At 55.6% G+C, this 24,956-nt stretch carries 18 protein-coding genes and 1 tRNA gene; 10 read left to right on the forward strand and 9 right to left on the reverse strand.

What is annotated here, in order from left to right; translation table 11 throughout:
• Positions 1-60: 60 nt before the first annotated feature.
• Together U5919_RS06930 and U5919_RS06935 are read right to left on the reverse strand one after the other, a co-directional pair.
• Positions 61-588, reverse strand: a complete 528-nt coding sequence (locus U5919_RS06930) for a DUF7523 family protein (RefSeq protein WP_336023062.1) — start codon at positions 586-588, stop codon at positions 61-63.
• 74 nt (positions 589-662) lie between these two features.
• Positions 663-1,463 (reverse strand): hypothetical protein, encoded by an 801-nt coding sequence (locus tag U5919_RS06935; protein WP_336023063.1) that lies wholly within the window; start codon positions 1,461-1,463, stop codon positions 663-665.
• A gap of 159 nt (positions 1,464-1,622) precedes the next feature.
• On the opposite strand from U5919_RS06935, the gene U5919_RS06940 reads away from it, so the two are divergent.
• Together U5919_RS06940 and U5919_RS06945 are read left to right on the forward strand one after the other, a co-directional pair.
• Entirely contained in the window at positions 1,623-2,534 is a 912-nt protein-coding gene (locus U5919_RS06940; protein WP_336023064.1) for a CbiX/SirB N-terminal domain-containing protein, read from the forward strand.
• Entirely contained in the window at positions 2,527-3,678 is a 1,152-nt protein-coding gene (locus tag U5919_RS06945) for a DR2241 family protein (protein ID WP_336023066.1), read from the forward strand. Before U5919_RS06940 ends, U5919_RS06945 begins: the two co-directional genes overlap by 8 nt.
• Before the next feature lie 21 nt (positions 3,679-3,699).
• On the opposite strand, the gene U5919_RS06950 is transcribed toward U5919_RS06945, so the two are convergent.
• Together U5919_RS06950 and U5919_RS06955 are read right to left on the reverse strand one after the other, a co-directional pair.
• Positions 3,700-3,930, reverse strand: coding sequence for a DUF7508 domain-containing protein (locus tag U5919_RS06950; protein ID WP_336023068.1), 231 nt, complete (start codon positions 3,928-3,930; stop codon positions 3,700-3,702).
• Positions 3,930-4,394 carry a DUF5796 family protein gene (locus U5919_RS06955; protein ID WP_336023069.1) on the reverse strand — a complete coding sequence of 155 codons (465 nt, stop codon included), beginning with the start codon at positions 4,392-4,394 and terminating at the stop codon, positions 3,930-3,932. The genes U5919_RS06950 and U5919_RS06955 overlap by 1 nt, the downstream gene beginning before the upstream one ends.
• A gap of 163 nt (positions 4,395-4,557) precedes the next feature.
• On the opposite strand from U5919_RS06955, the gene U5919_RS06960 reads away from it, so the two are divergent.
• The 3 genes from U5919_RS06960 to U5919_RS06970 all read left to right on the forward strand — a co-directional run bounded on the left by U5919_RS06960 (position 4,558) and on the right by U5919_RS06970 (position 6,403).
• Positions 4,558-5,160: a MaoC/PaaZ C-terminal domain-containing protein gene (locus tag U5919_RS06960; RefSeq protein WP_336023070.1), complete on the forward strand. Its 603-nt coding sequence runs from the start codon at positions 4,558-4,560 to the stop codon at positions 5,158-5,160.
• 80 nt (positions 5,161-5,240) lie between these two features.
• The gene (locus U5919_RS06965; protein ID WP_336023072.1) at positions 5,241-6,092 is read left to right on the forward strand and encodes a shikimate kinase; all 852 of its coding nucleotides are present in this window, start codon (positions 5,241-5,243) and stop codon (positions 6,090-6,092) included.
• The gene (locus tag U5919_RS06970) at positions 6,089-6,403 is read left to right on the forward strand and encodes a chorismate mutase (RefSeq protein WP_336023074.1); all 315 of its coding nucleotides are present in this window, start codon (positions 6,089-6,091) and stop codon (positions 6,401-6,403) included. The genes U5919_RS06965 and U5919_RS06970 overlap by 4 nt, the downstream gene beginning before the upstream one ends.
• Before the next feature lie 194 nt (positions 6,404-6,597).
• On the opposite strand, the gene U5919_RS06975 is transcribed toward U5919_RS06970, so the two are convergent.
• On the reverse strand, positions 6,598-7,584 hold the full coding sequence (locus U5919_RS06975) for a calcium/sodium antiporter (RefSeq protein ID WP_336023076.1): 987 nt from the start codon (positions 7,582-7,584) through the stop codon (positions 6,598-6,600).
• A 440-nt stretch (positions 7,585-8,024) separates the two neighbouring features.
• Here U5919_RS06975 and U5919_RS06980 point away from each other — a divergent pair.
• Together U5919_RS06980 and U5919_RS15805 are read left to right on the forward strand one after the other, a co-directional pair.
• A tRNA-Arg gene (locus U5919_RS06980) sits at positions 8,025-8,099 on the forward strand.
• Positions 8,100-8,548: 449 nt separating this feature from the next.
• Positions 8,549-9,217 (forward strand): tyrosine-type recombinase/integrase, encoded by a 669-nt coding sequence (locus tag U5919_RS15805; protein ID WP_345786330.1) that lies wholly within the window; start codon positions 8,549-8,551, stop codon positions 9,215-9,217.
• A gap of 44 nt (positions 9,218-9,261) precedes the next feature.
• On the opposite strand, the gene U5919_RS06985 is transcribed toward U5919_RS15805, so the two are convergent.
• Positions 9,262-12,894, reverse strand: a complete 3,633-nt coding sequence (locus tag U5919_RS06985) for an Eco57I restriction-modification methylase domain-containing protein (RefSeq protein WP_336023078.1) — start codon at positions 12,892-12,894, stop codon at positions 9,262-9,264.
• A gap of 95 nt (positions 12,895-12,989) precedes the next feature.
• Here U5919_RS06985 and U5919_RS06990 point away from each other — a divergent pair, with 95 nt between their 5' ends.
• Positions 12,990-15,233, forward strand: coding sequence for an Eco57I restriction-modification methylase domain-containing protein (locus tag U5919_RS06990; protein ID WP_425604201.1), 2,244 nt, complete (start codon positions 12,990-12,992; stop codon positions 15,231-15,233).
• Positions 15,234-15,263: 30 nt separating this feature from the next.
• On the opposite strand, the gene U5919_RS06995 is transcribed toward U5919_RS06990, so the two are convergent.
• Positions 15,264-19,097 (reverse strand): helicase-related protein, encoded by a 3,834-nt coding sequence (locus tag U5919_RS06995; protein ID WP_336023081.1) that lies wholly within the window; start codon positions 19,095-19,097, stop codon positions 15,264-15,266.
• Between the two features lie 214 nt (positions 19,098-19,311).
• Here U5919_RS06995 and U5919_RS07000 point away from each other — a divergent pair, with 214 nt between their 5' ends.
• Together U5919_RS07000 and U5919_RS07005 are read left to right on the forward strand one after the other, a co-directional pair.
• Positions 19,312-19,575, forward strand: coding sequence for an AbrB/MazE/SpoVT family DNA-binding domain-containing protein (locus tag U5919_RS07000; RefSeq protein WP_336023082.1), 264 nt, complete (start codon positions 19,312-19,314; stop codon positions 19,573-19,575).
• Positions 19,572-19,988, forward strand: a complete 417-nt coding sequence (locus U5919_RS07005; RefSeq protein ID WP_336023084.1) for a putative toxin-antitoxin system toxin component, PIN family — start codon at positions 19,572-19,574, stop codon at positions 19,986-19,988. The genes U5919_RS07000 and U5919_RS07005 overlap by 4 nt, the downstream gene beginning before the upstream one ends.
• A gap of 215 nt (positions 19,989-20,203) precedes the next feature.
• On the opposite strand, the gene U5919_RS07010 is transcribed toward U5919_RS07005, so the two are convergent.
• Entirely contained in the window at positions 20,204-21,349 is a 1,146-nt protein-coding gene (locus U5919_RS07010; RefSeq protein WP_336023086.1) for a hypothetical protein, read from the reverse strand.
• 224 nt (positions 21,350-21,573) lie between these two features.
• Entirely contained in the window at positions 21,574-23,004 is a 1,431-nt protein-coding gene (locus tag U5919_RS07015; protein WP_336023087.1) for a hypothetical protein, read from the reverse strand.
• Positions 23,005-24,956: the final 1,952 nt, after the last annotated feature.

Below are 24,956 nucleotides of genomic sequence, written 5' to 3' on the forward strand. Positions count from 1 at the left end.
CACGTCACTGGACGGGGTCGGGACGTCGGTTCCCGCGTTCGAACGGAGCCGAGGGGTCGATCAACTCGTGGGGACGGATTCGAGCGCCGACTCCACGTGCCGGAGCGCGTTCGCGCCGTCGCGCCGCGGGACGACCACCACCAGTTCGTCGCCCGCGACGCCCGCGGCGTCGACGAGGACGTTCTCCGCGGCGAGCCTGTCGACGACGGCCGAGAGCGCCCGCGCGTCCACGTTGCCGTCGACGACGATCGCGGTGAGGCTGCCGTCGGCGGTGACGACGGCGCTCTCGCCGACAGAGAGGAGCGCGTCGACGTCGCCCCCGGCATCCATCGCCGAGTCGTTCCCATCGACGTCGACGCCCGCGAGACCGACGCCGCTTCGCATCCGGACCGTGACGTCTCGGCCGGTCGATTCCAGTTCCGAGAGGTCGTCGGCGAAGCGCCGCAGCGCGGTCGCAACGGAGTCGGTATCGCCGTCGACGTCCAGCGACTCCGCGGCGGCCGCGTAGTTGACGACGCCCGCGCGGAGGGCTCGGAGCAGCCACGGGCGGGCGCGAACGGCGGCCCGCGTCTCGGCGGCCAGTGACATATCACCGAGCACGCAGGAGAAGGAGAAAAATCCGGGGGGTCGCTACGCGGTAAGCTTTCCGAGATGGCCGAAACTCACTCAGGACTCTCGGTTGAGGATGACTCATCCGCTACGCTGATGACTCCGCCCGACTCTCCTGCCGAGGTTCGAACGTCGTAGCTGATATCCACCCCCGGCTTGGCCGACTCGATACTCGCAGACATCGTTTCATCAGCCGATTCTCCGGGCTGTAGCACGATTTCGAACTTCCTCGAAGTGGGCGTCGGGCTCGAGAAGACCACCGACCCGCGGAACGTTCCTAGACCCTTGCCGACATTCTCGCCGGTCACGGTGACGTAGAAATCCTCGCCATACGTGATGGTCTCGGGGGCAGTCATCGTCCACTCCCACGCGGGCGGCGGTGCCGTCGCACTTTCGAGATCGAGGTCCCACTGCCACGAGCCGTTGTCGCCTTGTAACCGCAGCGATGGTGCGGTGTTGAGTGGTGCGGGTACGTCGAACAGCAGCCATCCCCGCGGTTCGGCTTCCACGTATTCGGGTTTGATCGGGTACTCCCTCCTAGTCGGCATCCCGGTATCGGTCGGAATATGATCGACGGCTTGGTGGTCGTAGCGTTCGCCGTCGGCGACGAGCGAAAAGTCCTCTCGACTCGGGAGTGGGTCCACCTCGTTCGTGTCCACCGCGACGAACACGAACTGCCCGTCCGCCGACCGGACCCCGATCGAATCCACGTTCACGATGCGATGGTAGGAGTGCTGGACGGTCGCGGCCTCGATAGTCATCGCAGGCCGCGGAGATGTGCCGGGCAGGCTGCCGACGCAGCCGGCGAGACCGGCGGCTGCGAGCGTAGCGAGATACCCGCGTCTTGAGGGCATTACGCGACGTTCGCTTGTTCGTGTTAAGTGCTTTCTGCGACACAGATCCCCTGTGATCGGGGGATGCCGGCCGGATAACTTCCGTAGAGTGGGGCCTCAGCGATGTTTGCACACCCGCGGGCCGAAGTCCATAAGGGCGTTCCGTCCCCCCTCCTACCTATGCAAGCGCTGGTCATCGTGGCGCACGGGTCACACCTCAACCCGGACTCGTCGGCACCGACGCACCGCCACGCGGACACCATCCGCGCGACGGGCGCGTTCGACGAGGTCAAGACGGGGTTCTGGAAGGAAGAGCCCTCCCTCAGAGAGGTGCTCCGTACCGTCGAATCCGACGAGGTGTACGTCGTCCCGCTGTTCGTCAGCGAGGGGTACTTCACCGAGCAGGTGATTCCCCGCGAACTCCGGCTGTCGGGATGGGACGTCTCCGAGTGGGACTCGGACGGGCTGAGTGCCGACACGGCGACGCTGTCGGCCAAAGACACCGGCCAGACGGTCCACTACTGCGGGCCCGTCGGCACCCACGAGGCGATGACGGACGTGCTCGTCCGCCGCGCCGAGACGGTGACCGGCGATCCCGACGTCGGAGAGGACTTCGGCCTCGCGGTCGTCGGCCACGGTACCGAGCGCAACGAGAACTCCGCGAAGGCCATCGAGTACCACGCCGAGCGAGTTCGCGAGATGGGTCGCTTCGACGAGGTGCAGGCGCTCTATATGGACGAAGAGCCGGAGGTCGACGACGTCACCGACTACTTCGAGAGCGAGGACGTCGTCGTCGTGCCGCTTTTCATCGCCGACGGCTTCCACACCCAAGAGGACATCCCGGAGGATGTGGGCCTGACCGACGACTACCGCACGGGCTACGACGTGCCTAGCGAGGTCGACGGGCACAGAATCTGGTACGCGGGGGCCGTCGGCACCGAGGGCCTGATGGCCGACGTGATCCTCGAACGCGCCGCCGACGCGGGCGCGGAGATCGAGGCGGCGATCGACACCGTGCGGGAGGAGACCCGCGACGCGGAGGCTACTGGCGACGTCGCCCTCGACCGCGAGACGGGGACGGCAGGTGACTGACGTGCGCGACGAGCAGATCGAGGCGCTCGTCGAGCAGCTGACGAGCGGCTCCGACCCAATCGATTTCGACGGCCTCCACGCGGCCGCAACCGAGGACGGCTACGCGCTGTCGACGCCCGAGGGGGGCGAATACGAGGGGCTCAGCGAGGCCGACCTCCGGGCGGCCGCCGGCGACGGCGGCGTCGCGCCGTACGTCACGAACTGGTACTACTGGGAGGAGGTCGTCGGCCACCGCGGTCGACACCGACGGGCGTTTCTCCGGCACGCCGAGGCGGCACACGAACAGACGGTTCCCGAGCGATACGCCGCGCTCGAAGACGGGATGCGAACCGAGTGGGGTGAGGTCGTCGTGACCGCGACGCTCGGCGCGCACGGCGAGCGACGGTACGAGATCCGCCACACCGACGACGCCGGCGTCGACTCCGGGCCACTGAACGTCGACTCAGATACGCCCGACGCCGATTCCGAGGCGCTGGACCGCTACGACGACCCACTCGACGCCCGCGAGTTGGCGACCTACGACGACCGGGGGCGGTATCGACCCCTCAAGAGCGCCCCGTCGCTCGTCTCGGGTTGGGTTTTCGATGACCTCGACGGCCGCGACGCCGTCGAGACGCTAGACGTGTTCTACCCCGCCTCCGTCGCTAACTGGAACCGCGAACGCGAGGGTGACCTCGACGTGACCCACTGGCGCGAGACCGCCGAGCGACAGACCGGGATCTACGACATCGTCGAGGACCTTCCCCGAGAGGCAGTCGAGTGGGTCGCGCAGGCCTGCTGCGTCGATTCCCAGTGTCTGAAGCGCCGCGAGTGGCAGTACGAGGAGGGCGACGACCTCGCCGCCGACGGCGGGGCTGGCGCGTTCCCCTGTCGGGAGCCGTGCTCGCTCGTCGTCGCCGCCGCGCGCAAGTGGACCAAGTTAGCGGAAGAGGAGACGCACACCTACGAGTTCGAGCTGACGCCCTCCGAGAAAGAGCAGATCGAGGCGATCATCGACGCGGTCGCCGACGGCCGCGTCGACGAGATCCGCGAGGCCGACGTCTACGAGGGCGCGAATCGCTACCGAACGCGGTACCTCCGCGCGAAGCGCTTCGACGACAAGGGGAACCTCTCGGGGACGCCGACGCACCCCAACGAGGAGTGACAGACCGACCGCGAGAACGGCTTACCGTTCTTCGAGCAATCGCTCGGCGTGTTCGAGCGACTGCGCGCGTTGCCACCGCACCTGTGCCGCGTCGCCGTAGGACAGCTCCTCGCGGAGTTCGTCCGGGAGAAAGCCCGCGACGGCGTCGACGACGTCGCCCTCACCGTCCCCGAACTCGATCAGCGCGTACGCCGCCGGAGCGCCGCCGACGGTCTCGCGTGTCAGCGGCTTCCAGCGTTTGCTGAGTGCCATTATTCCTCGGTAGCGGTATCGGACCCGTCGGCCTCGCCGTCGTTCACGAACTCGTAGGACTGTTCGCTCCAATCGTCCTCGACGAAGACGAACACCCGACCGCGTGCGATCTCGGGATCCGCCTCGACTTCGGTTCGCATCCCGCCGGGGCGTCTGACCGTCACCCCGGGGAAGATCTCCTCTTCTTCGCCATCCTCGAGGATGATTCGACCGACACCCGTCGATTCGAGAATGTCGTCGTGGGTCTTGAGATCGTTGACGTACAGCATCACGCCCTCGGTCTCGGTCGGATCGGTCACGAGGACGTGCGTCTCCTTCTTCGGGGGCGTGGTGAGCGTGTCAGAGACCGGCTCGGGAACGCCCCGGTAGACCGTTTTCCGCCCGTCGGAGTACTCTACCTCGACCCCGTAGTCGAGCAGTTCGACGCCGACGGTGCTCGGTGGGACGTCGTTGCGCGCGCTCATACTCGGAGCGACGGGCGGCCGACCCAAAAGGGACGCGATGGCGACGTCAGCGGCAGGGTGGTTGGTCGGTGTCCGGCGACGACGCCTAGGCAGAGTACTCGCCGGGACCCCGACGACCACGGCGAGCGCAGCGGTTTTCACCACGCTCACCGACGGCTACGGTATGACTGATCGCGACCCGGCGGACGCCGACGCGGGGGCGGTTCCGCGACCGGACGAACCGCTGATCTACGAGGACCTCTCGGTCGGAGACCGCTTCGAGGCGGATCGAACGGTGACGTTCACGCGCGAGGAGATCATCGAGTTCGCGTCCGCGTACGACCCGCAGCCGTTCCACCTCGGCGACGACGTCGACGACGCGTCGCCCTTCGACGGCCTCGTCGCGAGCGGCCTGCACAGCTACTGCGCGTGTAACCGGCTCGCGACGGAGGCGTTCTTCTCTCGCGTCGCGTTCCTCGGCGGCCGCGGCGTCGACGATCTGCGGTGGTTCCGGCCGGTCGAGCCCGGTGACGAGCTCTCGGTCGACGTCGAAGTGGTGGCGAAGCGGCCGTCGGACTCGGATCCGCGGCGCGGGTACGTCGATGTCGACGTGACCGGACGCGGGGTCGGTGACACGTCAAGACGTGCAGTCGACGGCGAACCGGTGGTCTCGTGGCGCGTGCTGGGGATGATCCGGCGCGCGGCGGCGGACCCAGATCCGAACTCGAAACCGGAAGCGGACCCAGATCCAAGCCCGAACTCGGAAGCGGACCCAAGCCCGGACTGAGATTCGAACTCGATCGAATGAACCGTCAGTCTGCAACGAACAATCGCTACACCTTTCCCTTCGGTCGACAGTCTGCGAGTATGTACGGCCGTGCAGTCGCCTTGGGGGCGGGCACCGTGCTGAACGCCCTCTCGACGGGCGTCGGCTCCGCGTTCGCGATCGACGCCGAGACGACGGCGACCGTCGAACTCGACGGTTCTGCGACCGTCACCGGTTCGGTCGCCGAGGACGCCGACGCCGACACCCGACTGATCGAGCGGTGCGTCGAACTCGCGATCGAGGCGTACGGGGACGACGCGAGCGACGGGGGCACCGTCCGAACCGAGAGCGACGTCCCGATGGCCGCGGGCTTGAAAAGCTCCAGCGCCGCCGCCAACGCGGCCGTGCTGGCGACAGCCGACGCGCTCGATGTCGAGCCGGATCGATTGGAAGCGTGTCGCTTGGGCGTCGAGGCCGCCCGCGACGTCGGCGTGACCGTCACCGGGGCGTTCGACGACGCGTCCGCGTCGATGCTCGGCGGCGTGACCGTCACCGACAACGAGGTCGACGAGGTGCTCGCCCGCGACGAAGTTGAGTGGGACGTCCTCGTGTGGACGCCCGCCGAGCGCGCCTACAGCGCCGACGCGGACGTGGAACGCTGCGCGAACGTCGCGCCGATGGCCGAACTCGTCGCCGATCTCGCGCTCGACGGCCGGTACGCCGAGGCGATGACGGTGAACGGACTGGCCTTTTCGGCCGCGCTGGGCTTCTCCGCCGAGCCGGCCGTCGAGGCGATGCCGCACGTCGCCGGCGTGTCGCTCTCGGGAACCGGCCCGAGCGTCGTGGCCGTCGGCGACGACGAGGGACTCGACGCGGTCCGAGAGCTGTGGGACGCACGCAGCGGTCACACGTGGCGAACGACGACAAGAACTGACGGAGCACGCATTCTATGAGCCGAGACACACCCGAATCGAGTATCGATGCGACCGGTGAAGAGGCCTCACTGGACGAACTGCGCGAGGAGATCGAAGACATCGATCGGGAGATCGTCGAACTGATCGCCCGACGGACCTACGTCGCGGACTCCGTCGCGCAAGTGAAAGCCGAACGGGATCTGCCGACCACCGACGAAGGACAGGAAGAGCGCGTGATGGAACGCGCGGGTCGAAACGCCGAACAGTTCGACGTCGACTCGAACTTGGTCAAGGCGGTGTTCCGACTGCTCATTGAGTTGAACAAAGTGGAGCAGCGGGAGAGTAGGTAGTCGACTCCGGGGGCTTCAGGACCTCTATCTCGTTCCAGTCGGTCGGGACGAATGCCCCGGGGCGTGACGAACGGGGACCGCTGCCCGTCGGTGCACCACGATTTAGAATATAGTAGCGCTTACAAGTCTTCACCCACTCGATCGCACGACAGCGTTCGAACGGATGAGAGGTCAGTTACAAACCCTACGATAGGTTATCCAACCAGCCCAAGTATACCCAGAATCCACCGAGCAATTTCAGAGGTGGTGAACAAAGCTCCCTCCAAGCGAGAAAGGGCTCTTCCCGTCCAGAGGGCAGCAACAATCAGTAGAGAGATTCCAGCCAACCAAGCTACTGTTTCCAGTGCTAGGCCGCTCACTTCGAGTGGACGAACGAGCGCCGCAAGACCGAGAATTCCCGTGATATTGAATATGTTGCTGCCGACGACGTTTCCGACCGAGACGCCGAGGCTCCCCCGCTGGATTGCCACCAACGATACGGCGAACTCCGGTGTCGACGTCCCCGCTGCGACGATCGTCCCGCCGATAACCCACTCGGAGATGCCGACGCCGCGGGCCAACTCCGCGGCGGCTACCACCATAAAGTCGCCACTCACCAGTACCAGCGCTAACCCACCCAAGAGGAGTACGGAATCACGCCCGCGGAAGCTCACACGTTCGGTCACTGAGCTGGCCACCCCTCCGTCTCCGAACGGTTGAGTGGTGGTTACCGTCGAGGAAGACCGGTTGGAACGGAGTAGATAGACCGTATAGACGACGAGCACTCCCACCAAGAGTGCCCCTTCGAGCCTCGTAATCTGGAGATCGAAAATCGCGATCCCACCGATGAGGGTGCTCGCCAGCAGAGCGATGCCGTCACGGTGAACGAGTGATTTTTCGATCGGGATCATTTTGAGTAACGAGATCACGCCCAGAATAAACGCCAGATTGTAGATGTTCGATCCGAGGACGTTTGCGACCGCGAGATCACCCGCGCCTTTGAGCGCAGCATCGACCGAAACCGCGAGTTCCGGTGTGGACGTTCCCATCGCGACGATCGTCAGTCCGATCACAAGATCCGAGAGTCCGAACTGCCGAGCCAGCCGTACGACGGCGTCGACGAGGAGCCGTGCACCAATCCACAGCCCCAATATGGAGAAAAGAATCACGCTGATTTGAACAATCGGGCCGCCTTGAACCATCGTATAGGTCTACTACGGGTCGGTCAATTAAATTTGGGCACCCAGTTTTCACTCCCAGTGGCGCACACTGATTGTTATTTGGTCCCGTGAGAGCGCTTATTTGTCGTGTGCTCCGGGGTCAAAATCATTCACAGAGGAGTTATTCCACTGGTTTGTATCACGGATTTCAGCTACATCCACAATGCCGAGCATCGAGAGAGTCGGTAGCGTTCAAAACGCAGGGGTTATACTAGCATTTGCAAGTCTTCACTCACTCGATCGCACGACTGCGTGCGATCGGATGACAGGTCAGTTGCAAATGCTACTATAGATACGCCAACACTCGCACAAAGGCCCTCGCAGTGGTCGAGTTTGTGACCGAGAGTTTCGATGGCCGCGCAGTGACACCCACGCCGCAAATCCGTGGGTTTAAACGGACCCACGCGATTATTCCGTAGTGAGGGCGCTTAGCTCAGTTTGGACAGAGTGCTTGGCTTCGGACCAAGTTGTCGCGGGTTCAAATCCTGCAGCGCCCATTCGTTTTCGTGATGGTCGTGATACACAGGACAGCGGTGGGTTCCTTTTAAAGGAACGGCCGTTTTCGCTGTAGAGTCCATTATGTTTCCGAATGGACCGTGCATTGGGGTGTCGCCGTCTTGTGGTTCGCAAAATACAAGATGGAGGCTAGTGGCTTAGGCTTTGGGCTGCTGGAGGAACAATCTGATAGAAGTTCGGATTGAATCGCCCCAACCCAGCCGTAATCCGCACGATTGGTAACAATCCCGTTTTCTTGCTTTTCAATGCTTGCAGCGTCGGAATTGAATTCACAACGGGTGTTTAAGCGCCCGCTGAATTTTCGGAACCCATGCGGATTGTGTGCGGCCGTCACCTCCGTCCGGGACTCGTACCTATCAAAATCGTTGAGGGTTATAAGTTAACGGGCAGATTGAAGGATTATCCTTCTACCTCGTTCAGAGTGAGATTCATGGCACCGACCCGAGAAAAGTCGCTTAGTGAACGCGAGTTTGAATTACTGCTGGAAGGCGCAGGACGTATTGACGACCCTACTCAACGACTCGAAGCACGGGCTGCTATTCTAATTGGAGGCCGGCTCGGACTGAGACCTGGAGAGACAACACATCTGAGCGCATCGTGGATCGACCAAGAGCGACAGATGATTCGAATCCCCGAACATCACACGTGTACCAAGGGACAAGATGGGGATCTCTGCGGTTATTGTCGCCAGGCAATCGAACAAAGGCTACGACATAACCCAGATAGTGAATTCGATGATTTTGCTGACCTCTATTGGCTTCCCAAAACAGAAGCGGCCGCTCGAACAATTCCATTCCACTTCTCGTATCGAGTTAGAGTAGCAATTGACCTCCTGATCACGGAACACGGTGGCTGGCCGTATTCATTCTCAACATTACAGCGAAGATTGAATACTGCCCTTGACCTCGCACCGAGTCTCTCCAGAAATGCTACGTCCTTACATGGATTACGTGCAACAGCTGCTTCCCATCACGCAAGTAGAGGGTTAGACCTAGCAGCACTCCGAGCAATGTTTGGTTGGGAGGACATTGCTACAGCTCGTCAATATCTCAACGTAGATGGAGCGATGACTCGTCGGGCTCTTAACGATATTCACTAGCGTGAATTGGTCAGTTAGCTCTTGAAACCTCGGAAAATGTGGTTCTATGGTTTGGGACCTTCTTCTTCGAGGTTCTTGTATTTCTCAAATACTGTATCGAAGTAGTCTTCAGTCATAATTCGGGGATTCGTGACCCTGTGGAAATCCTTGAGCACAAATTCTGCTTCCTCAGGTTCTAGTCCGTATGCATGGAATGCCGCTGCATCAAGTTCGGCTTGAGCCAGCATCCGTTCTTCTTCAGAAGTGGCGGGTTCGATACCGCCCAAACGGGATCTCATCTCAGCAAAGTCGTCCCCATAACAATTCAGCTTCGCTGCCCGGTTAGAAACAAACTGGAACCAATTGTCTCCCTTCGTTAGTCGGGGAACCTGTGTTTCCTCAACTTTGTACTTCACCATATTTGTCTCAATTTTTGTTCGCATCAGGAAATCGAACGGGATACTGTTGATTAGTCCAACAGCGCAGAACAATTCACGGTCAGTGAAGATACGTTCGTATGCGTTATGCAGATTTTCTTGTTCCAGGTGCTGCTCCTCTGGATTGAGTTCGTATGGTCTGAAGAGCTGCACTGACTCGATGCATACAGCCCCCTTGGGTATTACCGTTGCAACCATCGTTCGCTCGTTGGTCGAATTGGAAATCTTCCGGTATCCTATCCGATACTCTGTATAATCTGGGAGGATGTCCGTCTCAGAAAGCTCCTTACCTCGTTTTTCCTCAAGTAGTTCATCAACGAACTGGATTTGGGACTTGCTGGTTGATTTACCGCCAAATGACTCGTAAATGGATTTCTTCAGGTAACCTTTGTTGAACGCCTTCTCCCGAACACGGGCACGAGCACTATCTTCAGGATCATCGGTGTCTTTGCTCCAATAACGGGGGGAGGCTAAGTCATCGACGAATCTCGAAGTATGGCTAAATTGGTATATATTTTCACCCTCAAGAACCGGATAGTCACCTTCTTCGGGGGATTCAACAAAACGACCCCGGTCCGTCGGTTCATGAAGTTCTTTGGTCATTAAGTCAGCCCACCAATCAAACCCATCTCTATTTCCAATTGGCGGATGAGATAGAATTTTATACAGCACATCAGCTTCCCGTTGAGACGTGATGCCCGGGAAGATTCCAGCTTCAGGGGAGTAATTCGCTAGAACACGCTTTGGTATTTCTACTGCTTCCGCGTCAATTGTTTTTAAAATGTCTAAATTATTCTGACCAAATAGACCTCGAACATAGTCGGTACTACCGCTATTTTTGAACGTGAGGATTCCAAAGCGGTACCGGTCATCAATATTGTCAAATATCCCTTTATTTTCAAACCCGACTATTGTTGCTAGCGATGTGTTTTCCAACAACCAGCTCCGCAGATCCTTCGCAATGGCACCGTTGAAGACAAATCCAGGGAGAATGAGGCTCACCTCGCCATTTGATGACGCCAACTCAAAAGTCCGCTCAAGAAACAGTGCAGATAGGTCATTTTCGCTTGCAACGGCCCTGCCTGCCACTGTAGGGGATTGTAGCGTATATTGTTGGGATTTGTTGAAGTAGTCTGCTCGCCTCTCCATTGTCTGTTTGTGTTTCTTCCACTCCTCAGCGATTTCAGGATCTTGAAGCAGGTTTTCTTCTACAGCGTCTTTTTGATTCGCATTGTATTGACGGAAGGTCTCGTCATACCGAGAGAAAAAGTCGTGCCTGTTCGGGCTCAAAACCTCCCACGGTGGATTCCCAATTACCACATCAAATCCTCCATCACGATAAACCGGTGCGAACTCCAGAACCCAATGAAAGGGATAGTACTGTTCCAGAGTTTGTTCATCAACATCTTCAACACCGGCATTATGAAACTGCTCCAGGATTTTCTGGTCTAGTCTCTTGCTGTGTCCTTCAATTCTGGATTCAGCTAACCGCCTAGCGTTCGTTGCATCCTGCGAACTTGTTGCCGACTGATGGCGTTCAATTGCTTCAATAACATCGTTGTACATTTCTTTGACGCCGGTTCCTGCACCGCCGCCATAATTTGATAGGGAGGCATCTCCTTCCTCAGTAGCCACCTCGTCAACCTTCGTGAATCCGATGAGTGAGTTGCCCTGTCGGATGTTGAAGTCGATGTTCGGCAGGGGTTCAACCTCGCTCGGTTCGTCTTCGATATCCGCGACCATCGACAGCCAGAGCCGGAGCTTACAGATTTCGACCGCCCCCTGGTCAATGTCTACCCCGTAGAGATTATTCAGAATGACCGTCCGCTTCGCGTACAGCGATGCTCCTCCCTGTCCTTTATTGACCTCTTCCAGTTCATCACGTGTTCGAGAATCTAACTCCCATCCCTTACCTTCGCTTTCGAGTTGCTGGAAGTACTCGATGCACTGCATATAGATATCCACCAACACGTCCTGTGCAGCAAGCAGGAACGCACCACTACCGACCGCCGGATCAAGAACGTGTACCTCCTTTAGGATGTCATGATACAGCGTTTCGACGTGTTTCGTCTCCACGTTCTCAGTGGGGACCTGTCGAGTCATCGTTCCGCCATCTGCTAACGCCGCTTCACCACTGCCACCAGCTTCTACGGTAGGGAATCCGAACACGTCGTCAACCTCGCTGTATTCGGCGTCAACCGTGTCGTTGAGCTGGTCAAGCAGATACGGATGGATCGTCCGGCGAGACATGAAGCCGGTGATCTCCTCGGGCGTGTAGTACGCACCCATCTCTTTCTGGTTGACCGTCTGCTCGAAGATATGCCCGAGAATAGCGGGCGAGAGGTTCTTTGGATCAACGATATCAAGCCGTTCGTCTACGTTCCAGTTCCACCCAGACAGGAAGTCCAAAATGTCGTCGAACAGTTCGTTTGTTTCTTCGGCAGACTCCCCTAGCTTTGCATCCGAGAAGTCTTCCTCAACAGGATTCTTGGCAAACAAACCACCGTTCAAGTATGGAAGACTCCCGAAATCGGGGTTCTGCTTGTCTTCTGCAAGGTAGTCAAAGAACAGTGGCCGGTAGAAGTTCTCGTACCGATCTTCGCCATCATCTACGACTTCCCCAGGCTGTTCGTGGAGGTAGTTCGGGTTTCGGTCCAGAAGACGCTTTTCCTGAATGAAGTACAGGAAGATCATCCGATCAAGAACGACCTGCACGTAGCGTTGCTTCGCATCACCACGGTCATCAGGGATACCAGAGACCTCCTGAACGAGATCAGTACGAAGACCTTCAAACTCCTCGTAAAATTCTTCGACCACCTGTTGTGTATCGTACAGTGTGTCGTAAATTGCCGTAGAGGAGCCGTACTCGATGGAGTTCAGCTTCTTTAGGACGGTGTTCTTTTCCCCGCTGTCACGCGTGAACTGGTCCTTAGTGAAGGAAATTTTCTGGTGCTTGATTCGACCGTGCTGTTGTCCTTCCCACGTCCTCATTCGAGTGAGGAAGGTGAACTCATCAAAGTCGTTCGTAGCGACAAGGTTCGTATGCCGGGAACGATTATCCGGCTTGAAGTCTGTGGCTGATTCACCGGGGCCTGCGTTGACGAGTACAACAAATTCGTCGTCAGCTAGTTGAAGAACGAGTTGGTTGTCTTCTCCAAGGTTCGGACGCGGCTTTAACCCGCGTTTCTCGAACGAGTTAGCGATGTCTTGGAGGGAGTCCCAGCCTGCAATATCATTCGCGGTGATCTGCTGGAGAGTCATACTCTATTGAAACTCCTCTTTTGTGATAAGTGATGGTCACTCTATCCGCCTATTCGCTCTGAATTGATTTTTACTGTGTAGAGGAGATATTCGTGATGTTGTGGAGTAAGTCAGCTCTGTCAGTAGTTTCTTTGTATTTCTGTGAGGGAAGTCACGATTACTGGGGGGTAGACATTGACCAGGGGGCGGTCGAAATCTGTAAACTTCGATTATGGCTTTCAATGGTTGCGGACATCGAAGACGAGCCCAACGAGGTCGAACCGCTTCCGAATATCGATTTCAATATCCGACAGGGGAATACACTCATCGGGTTCACGGATGTTGAAGAAGTAGCCACTGAGAGTGGGGATGCATCTCTTTCGAACTACGGGGGTGGAACTGGGACTGGCATCAAAGAGATGTACGAAGGGGTGATCGAAGCCATTGAACGTCACCAAGATGCGACAAGCTCTAAAGTTGCTACAAACGCGAGGAAGCTGGCAGAATCACGGATTGATTCTCACAGTGAGAAGCTGAATGAAAAAATCCTCAAGCAGTTCCACGATGCTGGTATCGAGAAGGTTGATGAAAAGACGCTAGAAGAATATCACCCGTTCCATTGGGTGATTGAATTTCCTACAATCTACCGGGATGGTGGGTTCGACATCATCATCGGGAACCCACCCTGGGACGTACTCACACCTGATCGAAGTCACTTCTTTCCCAAATACGACGAGCGGTTCAGAACCCGACCACCAAGTGAAAAAGACCGAAAAGAGGAGGAGCTTCTATCGAATCCTGACATCGCAGCCGAGTATGAAGAATTCAAGAAAAATATGCAGATTCGGTCTGATTATTATAACTCATCAGACCAGTATGAACTACAGAAACCCACTGTCGGTGGTCAGACCGTTGCCACTGAAACGGACCTTTCACTCCTGTTTTTTGAGCGAGTTACCCAGTTAGCTGGAGACCAATCATATGTTACCCAGATTATGCCGGGTAATTTCTTCCTTGGAGCGACGGCCAAGGACCTTCGGGAGTATATTATCAATAAAACTGAATTGGAGCACTTCGTCCAGTTTGAAAATAAAGACCTTTTCAACAATGTGGATGACCGCTATCATTTTGCCATCTGTACTTTCCGAAATTCCGGCTCTACGGAAGTAGTAAACGGCGGCTTTGCAAGCGGAGATGCCTCCATACTTATCAATTTCGACAGAGATTCAATTGATATCCCATCAGAAGTTCTTGCTGAATACTCACCCGAATCACGTATCTTCCCTTTCTTCCGGTCACAAGAATTGATCGACTCGCTGTCTAAATTCGTAGACCATCCTCCAATTGGAGAGAAAGTTGGGGACGATTGGTTTGTCTCTCTGTACATGAAGGAACTTGACCGGGCAAATGACTCCGATCTCCTCATAGAACAACAAGAGGACGGCGATTACCCAATCTACGAAGGGAAGAATATGCACCAGTTCGCCTATGATGACACCTCCGTCTTCGACATCAATCCTATATCTCTCTGGGGAGTGGACGAAGACGACCCAGGCCGAAGTGCGAAACACAGAGTTCGGATGAAGAACTTCCGGTCACGTGATCCTGATGCGAGTTTGAAAAAGGCGATCTACAACAAGTTCGGTGGGTCAGGCTCGCAGAAGTCGTTCGTCAACGATCTGCTTGAGCAACATAGTCGACCAGAGCTATCGAAGGAAGATGTGCTGCTGGACTGCACGAAGTACCGAATCGCTATTCGAAAGATTACGAATAGCACCAATGAGCGAACATTAATCGCTGGTGTCATTCCAAAGGACACCGTCACTGTACACAGCATCGCCACAGTTCGCCCCCATGTTGTGGAACCGACAGAGGATGATCTAGGTAATTACCCGATGCACAGCGCCTACGAAGAGGTGTTTACCGATGAAGAATTATTCGTCGTCCTTGGATTATTGAATAGCATCCCCATCGACTACCTGATGAGGACGAAGATCGACACCAATATCGTCCAATACAAACTTAATGAGACGCAACTTCCTCGACTCACTGCCAGTGACAACTGGTTTAATTGGATTTCTCAGCGTGCGGCGAGACTGAATTGCTATGGAGACGAATTCTCCGAAATGCGCGACCGCCTAGGAGGTATTGACCCAGCTACTGATGCGCAAAAACGCCGGGAGTTACAAGCAGAGATCGACGCTGCTGCATTCCATGCCTATGGGATGAACGAGGAAGAGACAAAATTCATCCTCAGTGACTTTTACCAGGTAGACAATCCAAAGCTAATGGATGATCCCTATTTCGATCTCGTGTTTGAGAAGTACTCCGATTTAGATGAAGAGGGGCCTTACCCGTAGGTTCCCTCACTACAGGTTACCGAACATTGGTCAGGTGCCGATAACGCCCCAACACATTAACCGGGCTTGCACCTCACTTTCTCCGACCAACTTAGCTTGGTACTCCGTCGATTCTTCCACGTTCTCCTCCAGGAACGATTCTAACTCTTCTAAGAACTCCACCGGTGGCCAATCTGGGAACGAATCATACTGCTCGTTATGCCGGAAGGTCTCCCGAAGGATACGATCTTCATCAGTATTGGCTAACTTCACGTCCTGTAAGTGTTCTCGTAAGTCTTCAGCCCATTCTTCAAGCGTTTCGTGCTCGTCTACAGGAGCGGATATCTCACCGTGGTTCGGTTGTAAGTAGCGATCGATAAAGTCTAGAATCGTTTCTTGCTCTTTCGAGAACTTTGCCCCATCCTTGAATATTTGCTCAGTCTGACTGCTCCGAATCGCTTCAAGCCGGTCGTCAAGGACATCTTGGATTGCCTCCCGGTTGGACAAGACATTGTCGGCATTCCTGGTGATGGGTTCTCCACCCACCTCAGGGTCGATTTTAAGCGTGCCGACAGGCCGTTCCTTAACTTCGTCTGTGAACGGCTTGTAGTAGAAGGCCCGTCGGACACGCCCCAGTGGCGATTCGCGGTCGTCATCATCGAACCAGAGGTGTGCAAGTCCGAACACACCCGGGCGTGGACCGGAATCGTGATCGGTGATATTCGTGTACAGGCGTTCGCGTTCCTCGGGGGACTCCTCAAAGTAGTCTGCGGCGTACTCGAAGTCGTCTTCTGAGAGCCCGAACTCCTCGTTCAATTCCTTCTTGAGCAGGAACCGCTCGTACGCGGCGTGCTCGTTACTCCCCGCATTTCGAAGGAGCGGGTTCTTACTCGTATCATCGAGTTCGTTCACGTCCTCGATCTCTCGTGACTTCTGTAGCGAGTCTTCGATCTCGTCCACCTGCAACTCGCCAATCGTCTTTTCGGTTTCTACACCGGTCTTCTCCAGTATCTGGTCCTCGTTCGGGTCCAGGATGTTGTTCTCTTTCCCAACAATGAGTGCGATGTCGTTGATCTTCGCCTGTAGCCGCTTCAGGAGCTTAATGGCGGCTTCGATGTCTCCATCAGGGTAGAAGTTGTGGACGTACTTCTCTTCGGTACTCCCAATCCGGTCGATACGCCCTACGCGCTGAACGATCCGCATCGGATTCCACGGCAGATCGAACGATATTTGGACAGACACGTCCTGGAGATTGACCCCCTCCGACAGGGTGTCGGTTGCTATGACGTACTGTAGTTCGGATTCACCGGATTCGGCCAGTGTTTGCTGGTACCCCGAGGCTTCGGGGGCGAATCGCTGAATGACGTCTTGCTTGTTTTCATCACCGCCTTTGACGACAGCACTATTGGCCTCTGTGAGTGGCGAGTCAGGGTCGTTGAGAAGCGTTCGGTGGACGTAGTCTGCCGTGGCACGGTATTGGGTGAAGACAAGGATCTTCTCGTTATCGTATCCGTTGAGAACATCTGCGAGCCGCTCGACCTTCGGGTCACGAAACTCCCGTAACGAGAACACCGCCTCGTAGAACTCTCGTGTCGCCTCATCAACGTCACTCAGGTCACTTCGCGGGTAGAGAATCGGGTTTAGTTCCTCTTCGGGAACGTCTGGGAGGACACCGGCATTATGATCGTGAAGCCACTGTCGTGTCGCAACAGCTTGGTCGCTCACATCGCCGGAGTCCTGTGCGATATCACCAATAAACTGCGACAAGAAGTACGCCAGCAGCGTCAGATCCTCTCGAATATACGTCTTCACCTCACCAATTGTTGCATCTGCTAATTCGTCCGTACTGTCACTCTCAGCGTCTTCATCGGCACGGACCGCGGTCGCATCGAATCCAAACTCTTCCAGCGTCTGTTCGAGGTCTTCGGCGGCATCATCTCCTTCTACAAAGTCATCAAGTGTCTCCGATTCTTCGTCGTCCTGAGCAGCACGCAGCCCATCGATCTGCTCATCTTCTGGAAGCCCATCAAGAAGGCCGAGGAGTTGGCGTTCGCTACGGTGTAGCGTTTCGATTGACTGTACGAACGCGTACGTCGAAGACTCCAACCGCTTGAGCAGGTTCAGCTTATACAGCGCCTTCAGTGTCCCACCAGCTTTCGGGTTCTTCACCGTGATGTGCGGAAGGTGGAGCGCGTCCATCACGTCCGGCAGCATCCGGTACACTGGCTGGTATGCCGCCGGGAGCGAGTACTGCTCCTTGCTGAGCGTTGGCGGCTTGAAACTCATCTCGAAGTCCTCCTCATCCTGGATTTGGTCTTTGACGTGCTTCCGCGTCCGGAGCACCATTACCTCATTCAGAATCTTCGAGATCTCTTCCGAATGCCGCTGGAGTTGTTCGGTGATTTTTCGTTGTTCCTCTTCGGTGGCTTCCTCCTTCCCCGCGGCGATCTTCTTTCGCGTCTCAGAAAGCTCGATGTATTCTTCGAAGGCGTCGAAGTCCAGTGATGCCTTGTTCCGAAGTTCTTCCGGGCTGGTGAACAGGCTGATGAGGTTCTCTAAGTCGGTCGCGGAGTTGTTGATCGGCGTCGCCGTCAGCATTATCATTGTTTTCCCACGGAGCTGCCGCAGGTTCGCATGCCGACGCGTTCCTTTGTAGTCGTCTTCGTCGTCCGGGTTCGGTCGCCACTTCCCGTGATTCCGGAAGCGGTGGGCTTCGTCAATCAGGACGACGTCGAACGCGTCTTTGAGATCCTGTACCTCATCGTAGGTGAGGTTCTGAAACTTGCTAATGCTCATCACGTCCAAGTGTGTCCCATCGATTTCGAGTCCGAAGTATGGATTCCCGTCTTCGTCTGTGTCGTCTTGGAGGAGGTCTTCCCACTGTTCGGTGAGATTCGCAGGCACGACGAGGAGACAATGGTCACCACGTTGGCGGTAGTCATGCAGGAGTTCACCGCCGATGAATGATTTTCCGAGCCCGACAGAGTCGGAGATTATGCAGCCGTTGAACCGAGAGAGTTTCTCCTTCGCGCTTTCGTATCCGAGTGTCTGGAAGTAGTACAGCGGGCTGTCGCGGATGTTGACGTTCCCGCTCAGTTCGTCGTACGCCAGAAGCTTGTACAGTTCGAACGGCTCGATGTACGTCCCTAGGTCAGCAGGCGTGTCTGCATCATCCGTCTCGTCTTCTTGTTGGTCCTGCCAGTCTTGGTACTTCTCGCTATTCTCGATGATTCGGATAATCTCCTCGCTGAAGTCTTCAGCATTCGCCCACTGGTTATCGTACCAGTCTTCGAATGCCTCTGCATCAGGCCGGTCTTGGCTTGTGAGATTCAGTTCAATGTTGTTCCGGTGGCCACTCGCGGTGAAGTTTGAGGATCCGACGATCGTTGCACATGGGCGTGTGTCTGTGTTCTCGCCAGTTGCCCAGTCGTCATCATCTTGCGGAGCTCTAAACGAGGCTCCTTTGGCGTGGAAGTAGCCGTTTTCTGGATTTCGCACACGGACGCTAACCTTGTCTTCGGCTATGAAGTCTCGTAGCCGATCCAACCGGCCTAACTGCGCGTTGTTGAGTTCCTCGATGCTCTCCTCGACCTCGCCCCTGAGTTCGTCGCGTAGGCTTTGACCCTCCCCGATCTCCTCTGCTGTACTGCGGTTCGTTTGCCGCCCCATTAATATACGAAGTGGGGCGTGGCCAAGTTCGTCTGAGTCGGCAAGTTGTTCGAGGTCTTTGCGGTACAGGTCGAATCCAGAGAGATAGAAGTAGCCGGTGGCGATACGTGCTTCTTCGATTTGCGGGATGATTTTCTTGTAGACGTCTTCGACCGTCCGATCAGCGTTATCGACGAGGGGAGGGAGAGAAATCATCGTGTTGCCGAATATAACCATTATGGTGACTTAGTGTTTAGTGACCAAAGGCCTGTGCTGTCTTTCAGATTATACGTATGAGTAGCCGATCAGGACGTGTTTGAATGTGAATCGGGAATTTTGGAAATCAAGAGTACCGTTCTATTGGGGCTCCTCCGAAGATAGAATCAGACACATATGTGAGGTCGATCAATCCGAAGGTTCTTGCCCACCCGTAAGGAATTATTACGCAACTGTGAGCACTGATAACCCGGAAATCACGACCGTAACGTCCAAGGGCCAGATTACAATCCCGAGTCGCCTTCGAGAAGAGTTCGGTCTGGAACAAGGGACGAAGCTGATGGTCGTTCCCACCGACTACGGCCTCGTGCTGAAGAAGGTCGAACTCCCCTCCGTCGAAGAGTTCCAACAGCGTGTCGAAGAGCGCGCTGACGAGAACGAGCTCTCGATGGACGACGTAAACGAGCTCGTCCATGAAGCGCGGAGCAGCGCTGAATGAAAGCGGTACTCGACACCAACGTCTTGATTTCGGGTGTTATCTCGACCGGCGTTCCCCACAAGGTGCTCGTCGCTGGATTGGGAGGAGACTACCAACTCGTTGTCTCGGTCGCAACCTTGACCGAATTCCGGGAGACACTGCTCAAATACCCGGAAAAGTTCCACATGACCGAAGCGGATATCCAAACGGAAGTCGAGACCATCCGCTATTTCGCGGAGTTCGTTGCTCCCGAAGAGGACATTACAGCTGTCGAAGACGACCCGGACGACGACAAATTCCTTGAGGCGGCTGCCGCGGGTAACGTAGACTATCTGGTCTCGGGCGATAGCCACCTGCTCGATCTTGGTTCCTTCCGTGGATTCGATATTGTCGAACCCCGAACGTTCTACGAGTATCTAGTGATTGGCGAATAGGAATTTGTGGCTCTGTTGAAACTGTTTGGTTCGTCATCCTTTCTACTAAACCAACGTTTGATAGACCTGCGAGATACGCAGCATCGGCTCTGTTGAAATCCTCAATTGGTGATATGTTCTCGGCGTCCTGCTGAATTCAGGGCGCGAATGTGGCGCGAGATGGAGTTAATTTCACGAAGGGCAGTACGCTCAGTACAGAGGGAGCAATCGGTGAATCAGTGTTCTTTCGTCTCGTAGTCGATTTTGTTGTAGTCGGGCTTTCCTATATTCCCGGTTCGACGCTCTCCTATAGAGAGAACTTCTACTCCAAGCTCTTCAGGGACTGTGATATTCCGCCTCGGTTTTCTGCGAAGTTTTTCTCCGACTATCTCGTAGGAAACCTCGAAATCGCTCAGCTCTGCGCCTGGCTGGTAGAAGAAGTCTTCGAGGTCAAGTGGTTCGTAATTCTGAACTTGGCCCATTACCGGTACTTTCTCTTCCCGCATATGGCCGTTGATCTCCAACTGTATTTCCTCTTCGTATGTTTCAGCTGGAACATCCAGTACGTCGACGAGAGCAAGCCTACAGATTTCCGCCATTTCATCTACGTATTCTCGGGCGTCCTTGAGTGGCCCGCCGTGGAACAGTGAGCCTCTGATGTCTCGGAGTTCGGAGTAGGTCAGCGAGGTCTTGTCGCACTGGTGGAGGAAGTGACTCATTCCTGCACTGTGGTCAGGACTGGTGCTGATCGCCCCGCATTCTTCGCACTGGTGCTCCCTGATTGCGTCGAGACTGTACTTCTCTACGAAGAGGTCTTCCAGTGCGTCGAAGGCGATGAACAGCCAGACGAACTGGTCTGTGGCGGTTTGTTGTCGGAGTGCGCTTGCGAAGCGGTCGAGAGACCTGAATATTTTCCTTCGGTCTGATTCGGTGAAGTCGTCGGAGTAGATCCGTTCGTACAGATCGATAAAGAAATCCTCGTTAATGCGCCGGACTGTACCTACAGTGGGTTTCTGTTCCTCTTGTTCAAGGATCTGCCTGTAGTCTCTGGATTCAAGGCCTTCGTCATATTCGATGATCATCCCTTCTTCAGTGAGAGATACTTCGGTATTAGTGCAGAAAGAGATTAGACTGTAGAGAAGGTTGAGGCTGCTTCCTCCTTGGTCAGCTGCATCTTCGAGAGAATCGGCTTCGACGATGACGTCCATCCCGATTCCGTGGTGGAAATACTGGTCGTTGAGGGGTAGAACTCGGTCGTAGACTACGGCTCCCTGGTGATAGTCTGGGAGTTTGAACCAACCGTATCCGTGTTCTTGTTGCATATCTCGGTTGATACAGGCGGCCAAGGTCTTTGCCTTGTAGCGGACGAAGTACTTGCTCATTCACTGTGATTTTTGAGATTATCGTATTAAGTATCGGGTTTGAATCGATAATCCAACTATGTGATTAGCAGGTATTCTGAGCGATTGGTTCGCAGGTTTCGGTACGAAATGATAGGCCTTCTTGCTGAACTTTTCCTCTGTATTCAGCAACCAGTACCTATCAGTCTCTTAGGATTTCAACAGAGCCATTCCCGTTAAAATCGCACCTTGCGTTTCAAACGAAACTAAAACTCGATGTAGGGATTCTTCGAGTCCTTGAGGTACTCACGGGCCGGTTGGCTCACACCATCCTCGGATTCCTCGCGGAACTGCTGTGCTTCTTGGACGTGGGCGAGACGTCGAGGTTTGCCGAACGTCCGACGGAACTCTGGTGCCGTCCCATATCGCTCATTCATTGTCGATCCATCAGAATCGAATGTGGGCGGCGTGTCGGGTAGCGTACCGAACGCCGGGAGATCTCCATTCGCCTCAAGATACCCAACGAGGTCTTGATTTTCGTCAGCTTCAAGTTTGAGTGCCCGGGCTTCGTTCGGAATCATCGTTCGGCCATATTGATCCGTTCCTGTCGGTCCACCGTCAGAGGAATACCGTTGATACTGCCATGCCCCGTTTAGTAACGAGCTGAATGCGTCCACTCCATAATCGGTGCTGTATGATCCGAACCATTCTGACCGCGGCGCAACAACGGGGACTCGATATTCCCTCCGCACCCGACTGAGATTATTGAGGAATGTGGTTACACGTGCAGCCCGGCCCGTCTGCCAAATCCGATTTGGGTGATGAATAGTCAGGGCGATTCCAGCGAACTCTCCCGTCGCAACTTGTTCTTCGACCACGCCAAGAGCATCTTCTGCATTATCGTGTGCTGCGTCGGGATCGAACGCATTGTAATTTAAATAGATATGGTAATATGAGTCAACCTCGCTTTCGGCTGTGAGATCTGCCATAATCTGGTTCGTTGTTGTCCACCTGTCGATGATACTATCCGACAGATCTGAGTCAAGCTGCGGGACAGGGGGAACCATCACCGCACTCGGCCACGTGCTCGCGTCGGCGACGATATCACTGAAGTAGCTCTGGATAGCCTCGTCGGTTTGTTCTGCCCAAGCTTCTTTTGTCGTCGAAATTTGTTTCTCGTCAGGAGAGATTTGATTTGCACCGTCCGTTTCCTCAAGGACCCGGTTGATGTTCGCATGAAGAAATGGATGGTGGAATTGTGGCAGTATTCTGAATGCATCGGCGTGGTTCCCGGCGATAAGTTCAGCTTCGAATGCGTCTTTCTCGTATGCAGAATATTTGAAGACGTAGTTGACGAGTGTCTTCGTCAGTCTGTAGTTGTAGAGCTCCGGTGGATCGTAAAACAACAGCGGGTGGTTTTCCTCCAGTGATTTGACTTCCTCCTCCCCGATATCGTTCCCATCCTCGTCCGTCCGATTCTTGATGTTCTGCATATTGGAAATTTTCTCCCACGCTGCTGCTGGCACGACAATAGGATTGTGGTCGTCGAGAGACTGAATGTGATCGAGAATAACGTGGAGACCCTCGTAGCCTTTCAGTTCAGGCAGATAGGTGGGTGAGGGGATACCGGCGTGGTCGCCCATTCGATAGGTGACGGTGTCTGCGTCTGGGCCGCTGAGGTATTGGGTACTGGACATGGGTAGTAAAGTCTCTATACTGTCAATAAGGATGGGATACCGGTTTAAGGTCCGGTACAAAGTGAAAGTAAAACAAGAAGTACATAGAGACGTGGTTAGAAATTTCGACCTGTCGAGACGCCAGCGGATGGCGTCGGTCCAATGGGCTCCGGGCCCCCGTCATCCACTACCTTATAGAATTTTAGCGTGCGCTCCGTGTCGTCATGATACCGAATATCCCCAAGTTGCATCTCTTCGTCGATGAACTCCCCTACCCGTACCTGATGCACTCCTTTCGAGATCGTGGGTGGATCGTAGGCGTGAATATGGACGTGATACACTGTGGAAGTGCCTTGCACGCCATTTGCCGTATAATTCGCATCCTGATTGTATGATTCATCGACTCCAACAAACTCGATTTCAGTCCCTGAGATGGTTACAGTTAACCGATCCTCCTTCGGAGCCCGCACCTTCCGAAAGGAGGTCGCTTTCGACGCCGGTAAAACGCCCGTCGCGATCTCTTCTTCGATATCACACCGCTCACATCGAAACGTCGTCTGAACACGTTTCGAGACTGTCGACCGCGGCATCGTCTTCGCCGACGACTTCCGTACTTTCTCTACTCGGACACACCCGTCCTCCAATCCGCCACACGCTATACACTCCACACGAAACATAGGCTAATTCTAATCCCCAATTGAGAAATAGCTTGGTCAGACATCTGTCCGACCCCTTCCCGACCATTGTGGTCGTTCATCTCGAGAAGACAGCCAATCATCCGGAGAATATTGTGTCCGACGAGCCGGGGGGTGAGAGCGACAGCGCCTACCTCGAACGGAACACCATTGCGTTCGTGAGAACTACGGTAAAGCCCCGGTTGACCCCCGGCCGAATGGGTGGCTCGGCACCGATAGCTAGAGTTAGAAAATTCGAAAGTCAGAGCTCTCGGACTCAACCACGTCGACGAGTCCTACGACCCGACCTGTCTCGACCAATTGGCCGGGGCTATCGAGGAGATCAAACTCCTGTAACAGAGCTCCAACGATTTCATCCTCTATTGAGTCCAGTGGCCCGTGGGAAGCCCCGAATTTTATTGATAATTGGTCGGGGTTGGCCGGGGTATCGTAACGATGTCTCCGGGGGACTCCAAAAATTGGTCGGGGATCCAATGAAGAGTTGGTCGGGGAGTGAGGGGAGCGAGTATCACACGTGGACACAAGTCAAAAGCTTAAACGAGAAACGCTCAAATCCCGGACGTCCCCGACCAATTAGGGAGCTTCCCCGACCAATTAGGGAGCTTCCCCGGCCAATTTCGCGGCTTACACTCCGCCCAGACACCCAGCGACTCGAGTACCGACCCTCACAGTCTACCGACCATGTATACGCGAAATATTAGCTGCCCCGACCATTGGGGTCCATTCGCGTCGGGGAGACCCGACCAATTACTCACTCGGCTCTTTCGATTCCACTTCCGATCATCGAGGGCTTGAGTCGAGACCCCGACGATCAGGATTGAATCCAATCCTGAAAACTAACCTCGCCCCGGTGCTCCATCGGTGGAGCCCCGACAGACGAACACTTGATGCCCCCGAAAGTTTTGAATCCTTCTTGGCCGTGCATCTAGAGCTGATCAACAATTGGGGAAATTATAGGCAGAGATGTATTCTACCTGCCATCTCGCTTTTATCTCTCCCGACTAATTGATGAGCAACCCCCGACCAATTTACCGGCTCATACCCCGTCGAGACGTGGATCGACTCGAGGTACGAGCCTTCACAGTACGTAGTCCCACCCTAGAAAGACGGTGCACATTTGCTGTACTCCTCACATTGTGGCTCGTTCACCTCGGTGAGCCTCGACCAATTGTTCGGATACCGGTGGGCTCGATGATACGTCGAACTCGCAAAATATAATTCGGTCGACGACATCCTGATCAGATTCGGAACACCCCAAAGACTCCGGATCGTTCCAAC

The sequence above is a fragment of the Halobellus sp. LT62 genome, assembly GCF_037031285.1.
Lineage (GTDB): Archaea > Halobacteriota > Halobacteria > Halobacteriales > Haloferacaceae > Haloquadratum > Haloquadratum salinisoli.

What these genes read in the sequence shown, in the direction of transcription:
- U5919_RS06985 (WP_336023078.1), bottom strand. Translation starts at nt 12,894, where the DNA reads ATGACTCTCCAGCAGATCACCGCGAATGATATTGCAGGCTGGGACTCC.
- U5919_RS06955 (WP_336023069.1), bottom strand. Translation starts at nt 4,394, where the DNA reads ATGAGCGCGCGCAACGACGTCCCACCGAGCACCGTCGGCGTCGAACTG.
- U5919_RS07010 (WP_336023086.1), bottom strand. Translation starts at nt 21,349, where the DNA reads ATGAGCAAGTACTTCGTCCGCTACAAGGCAAAGACCTTGGCCGCCTGT.
- U5919_RS06970 (WP_336023074.1), top strand. Translation starts at nt 6,089, where the DNA reads ATGAGCCGAGACACACCCGAATCGAGTATCGATGCGACCGGTGAAGAG.
- U5919_RS06975 (WP_336023076.1), bottom strand. Translation starts at nt 7,584, where the DNA reads ATGGTTCAAGGCGGCCCGATTGTTCAAATCAGCGTGATTCTTTTCTCC.
- U5919_RS07015 (WP_336023087.1), bottom strand. Translation starts at nt 23,004, where the DNA reads ATGTCCAGTACCCAATACCTCAGCGGCCCAGACGCAGACACCGTCACC.
- U5919_RS07005 (WP_336023084.1), top strand. Translation starts at nt 19,572, where the DNA reads ATGAAAGCGGTACTCGACACCAACGTCTTGATTTCGGGTGTTATCTCG.
- U5919_RS06995 (WP_336023081.1), bottom strand. Translation starts at nt 19,097, where the DNA reads ATGGTTATATTCGGCAACACGATGATTTCTCTCCCTCCCCTCGTCGAT.
- U5919_RS06960 (WP_336023070.1), top strand. Translation starts at nt 4,558, where the DNA reads ATGACTGATCGCGACCCGGCGGACGCCGACGCGGGGGCGGTTCCGCGA.
- U5919_RS06930 (WP_336023062.1), bottom strand. Translation starts at nt 588, where the DNA reads ATGTCACTGGCCGCCGAGACGCGGGCCGCCGTTCGCGCCCGCCCGTGG.
- U5919_RS06965 (WP_336023072.1), top strand. Translation starts at nt 5,241, where the DNA reads ATGTACGGCCGTGCAGTCGCCTTGGGGGCGGGCACCGTGCTGAACGCC.
- U5919_RS06940 (WP_336023064.1), top strand. Translation starts at nt 1,623, where the DNA reads ATGCAAGCGCTGGTCATCGTGGCGCACGGGTCACACCTCAACCCGGAC.
- U5919_RS06990 (WP_425604201.1), top strand. Translation starts at nt 12,990, where the DNA reads ATGTTGTGGAGTAAGTCAGCTCTGTCAGTAGTTTCTTTGTATTTCTGT.
- U5919_RS06950 (WP_336023068.1), bottom strand. Translation starts at nt 3,930, where the DNA reads ATGGCACTCAGCAAACGCTGGAAGCCGCTGACACGCGAGACCGTCGGC.
- U5919_RS06935 (WP_336023063.1), bottom strand. Translation starts at nt 1,463, where the DNA reads ATGCCCTCAAGACGCGGGTATCTCGCTACGCTCGCAGCCGCCGGTCTC.
- U5919_RS15805 (WP_345786330.1), top strand. Translation starts at nt 8,549, where the DNA reads ATGGCACCGACCCGAGAAAAGTCGCTTAGTGAACGCGAGTTTGAATTA.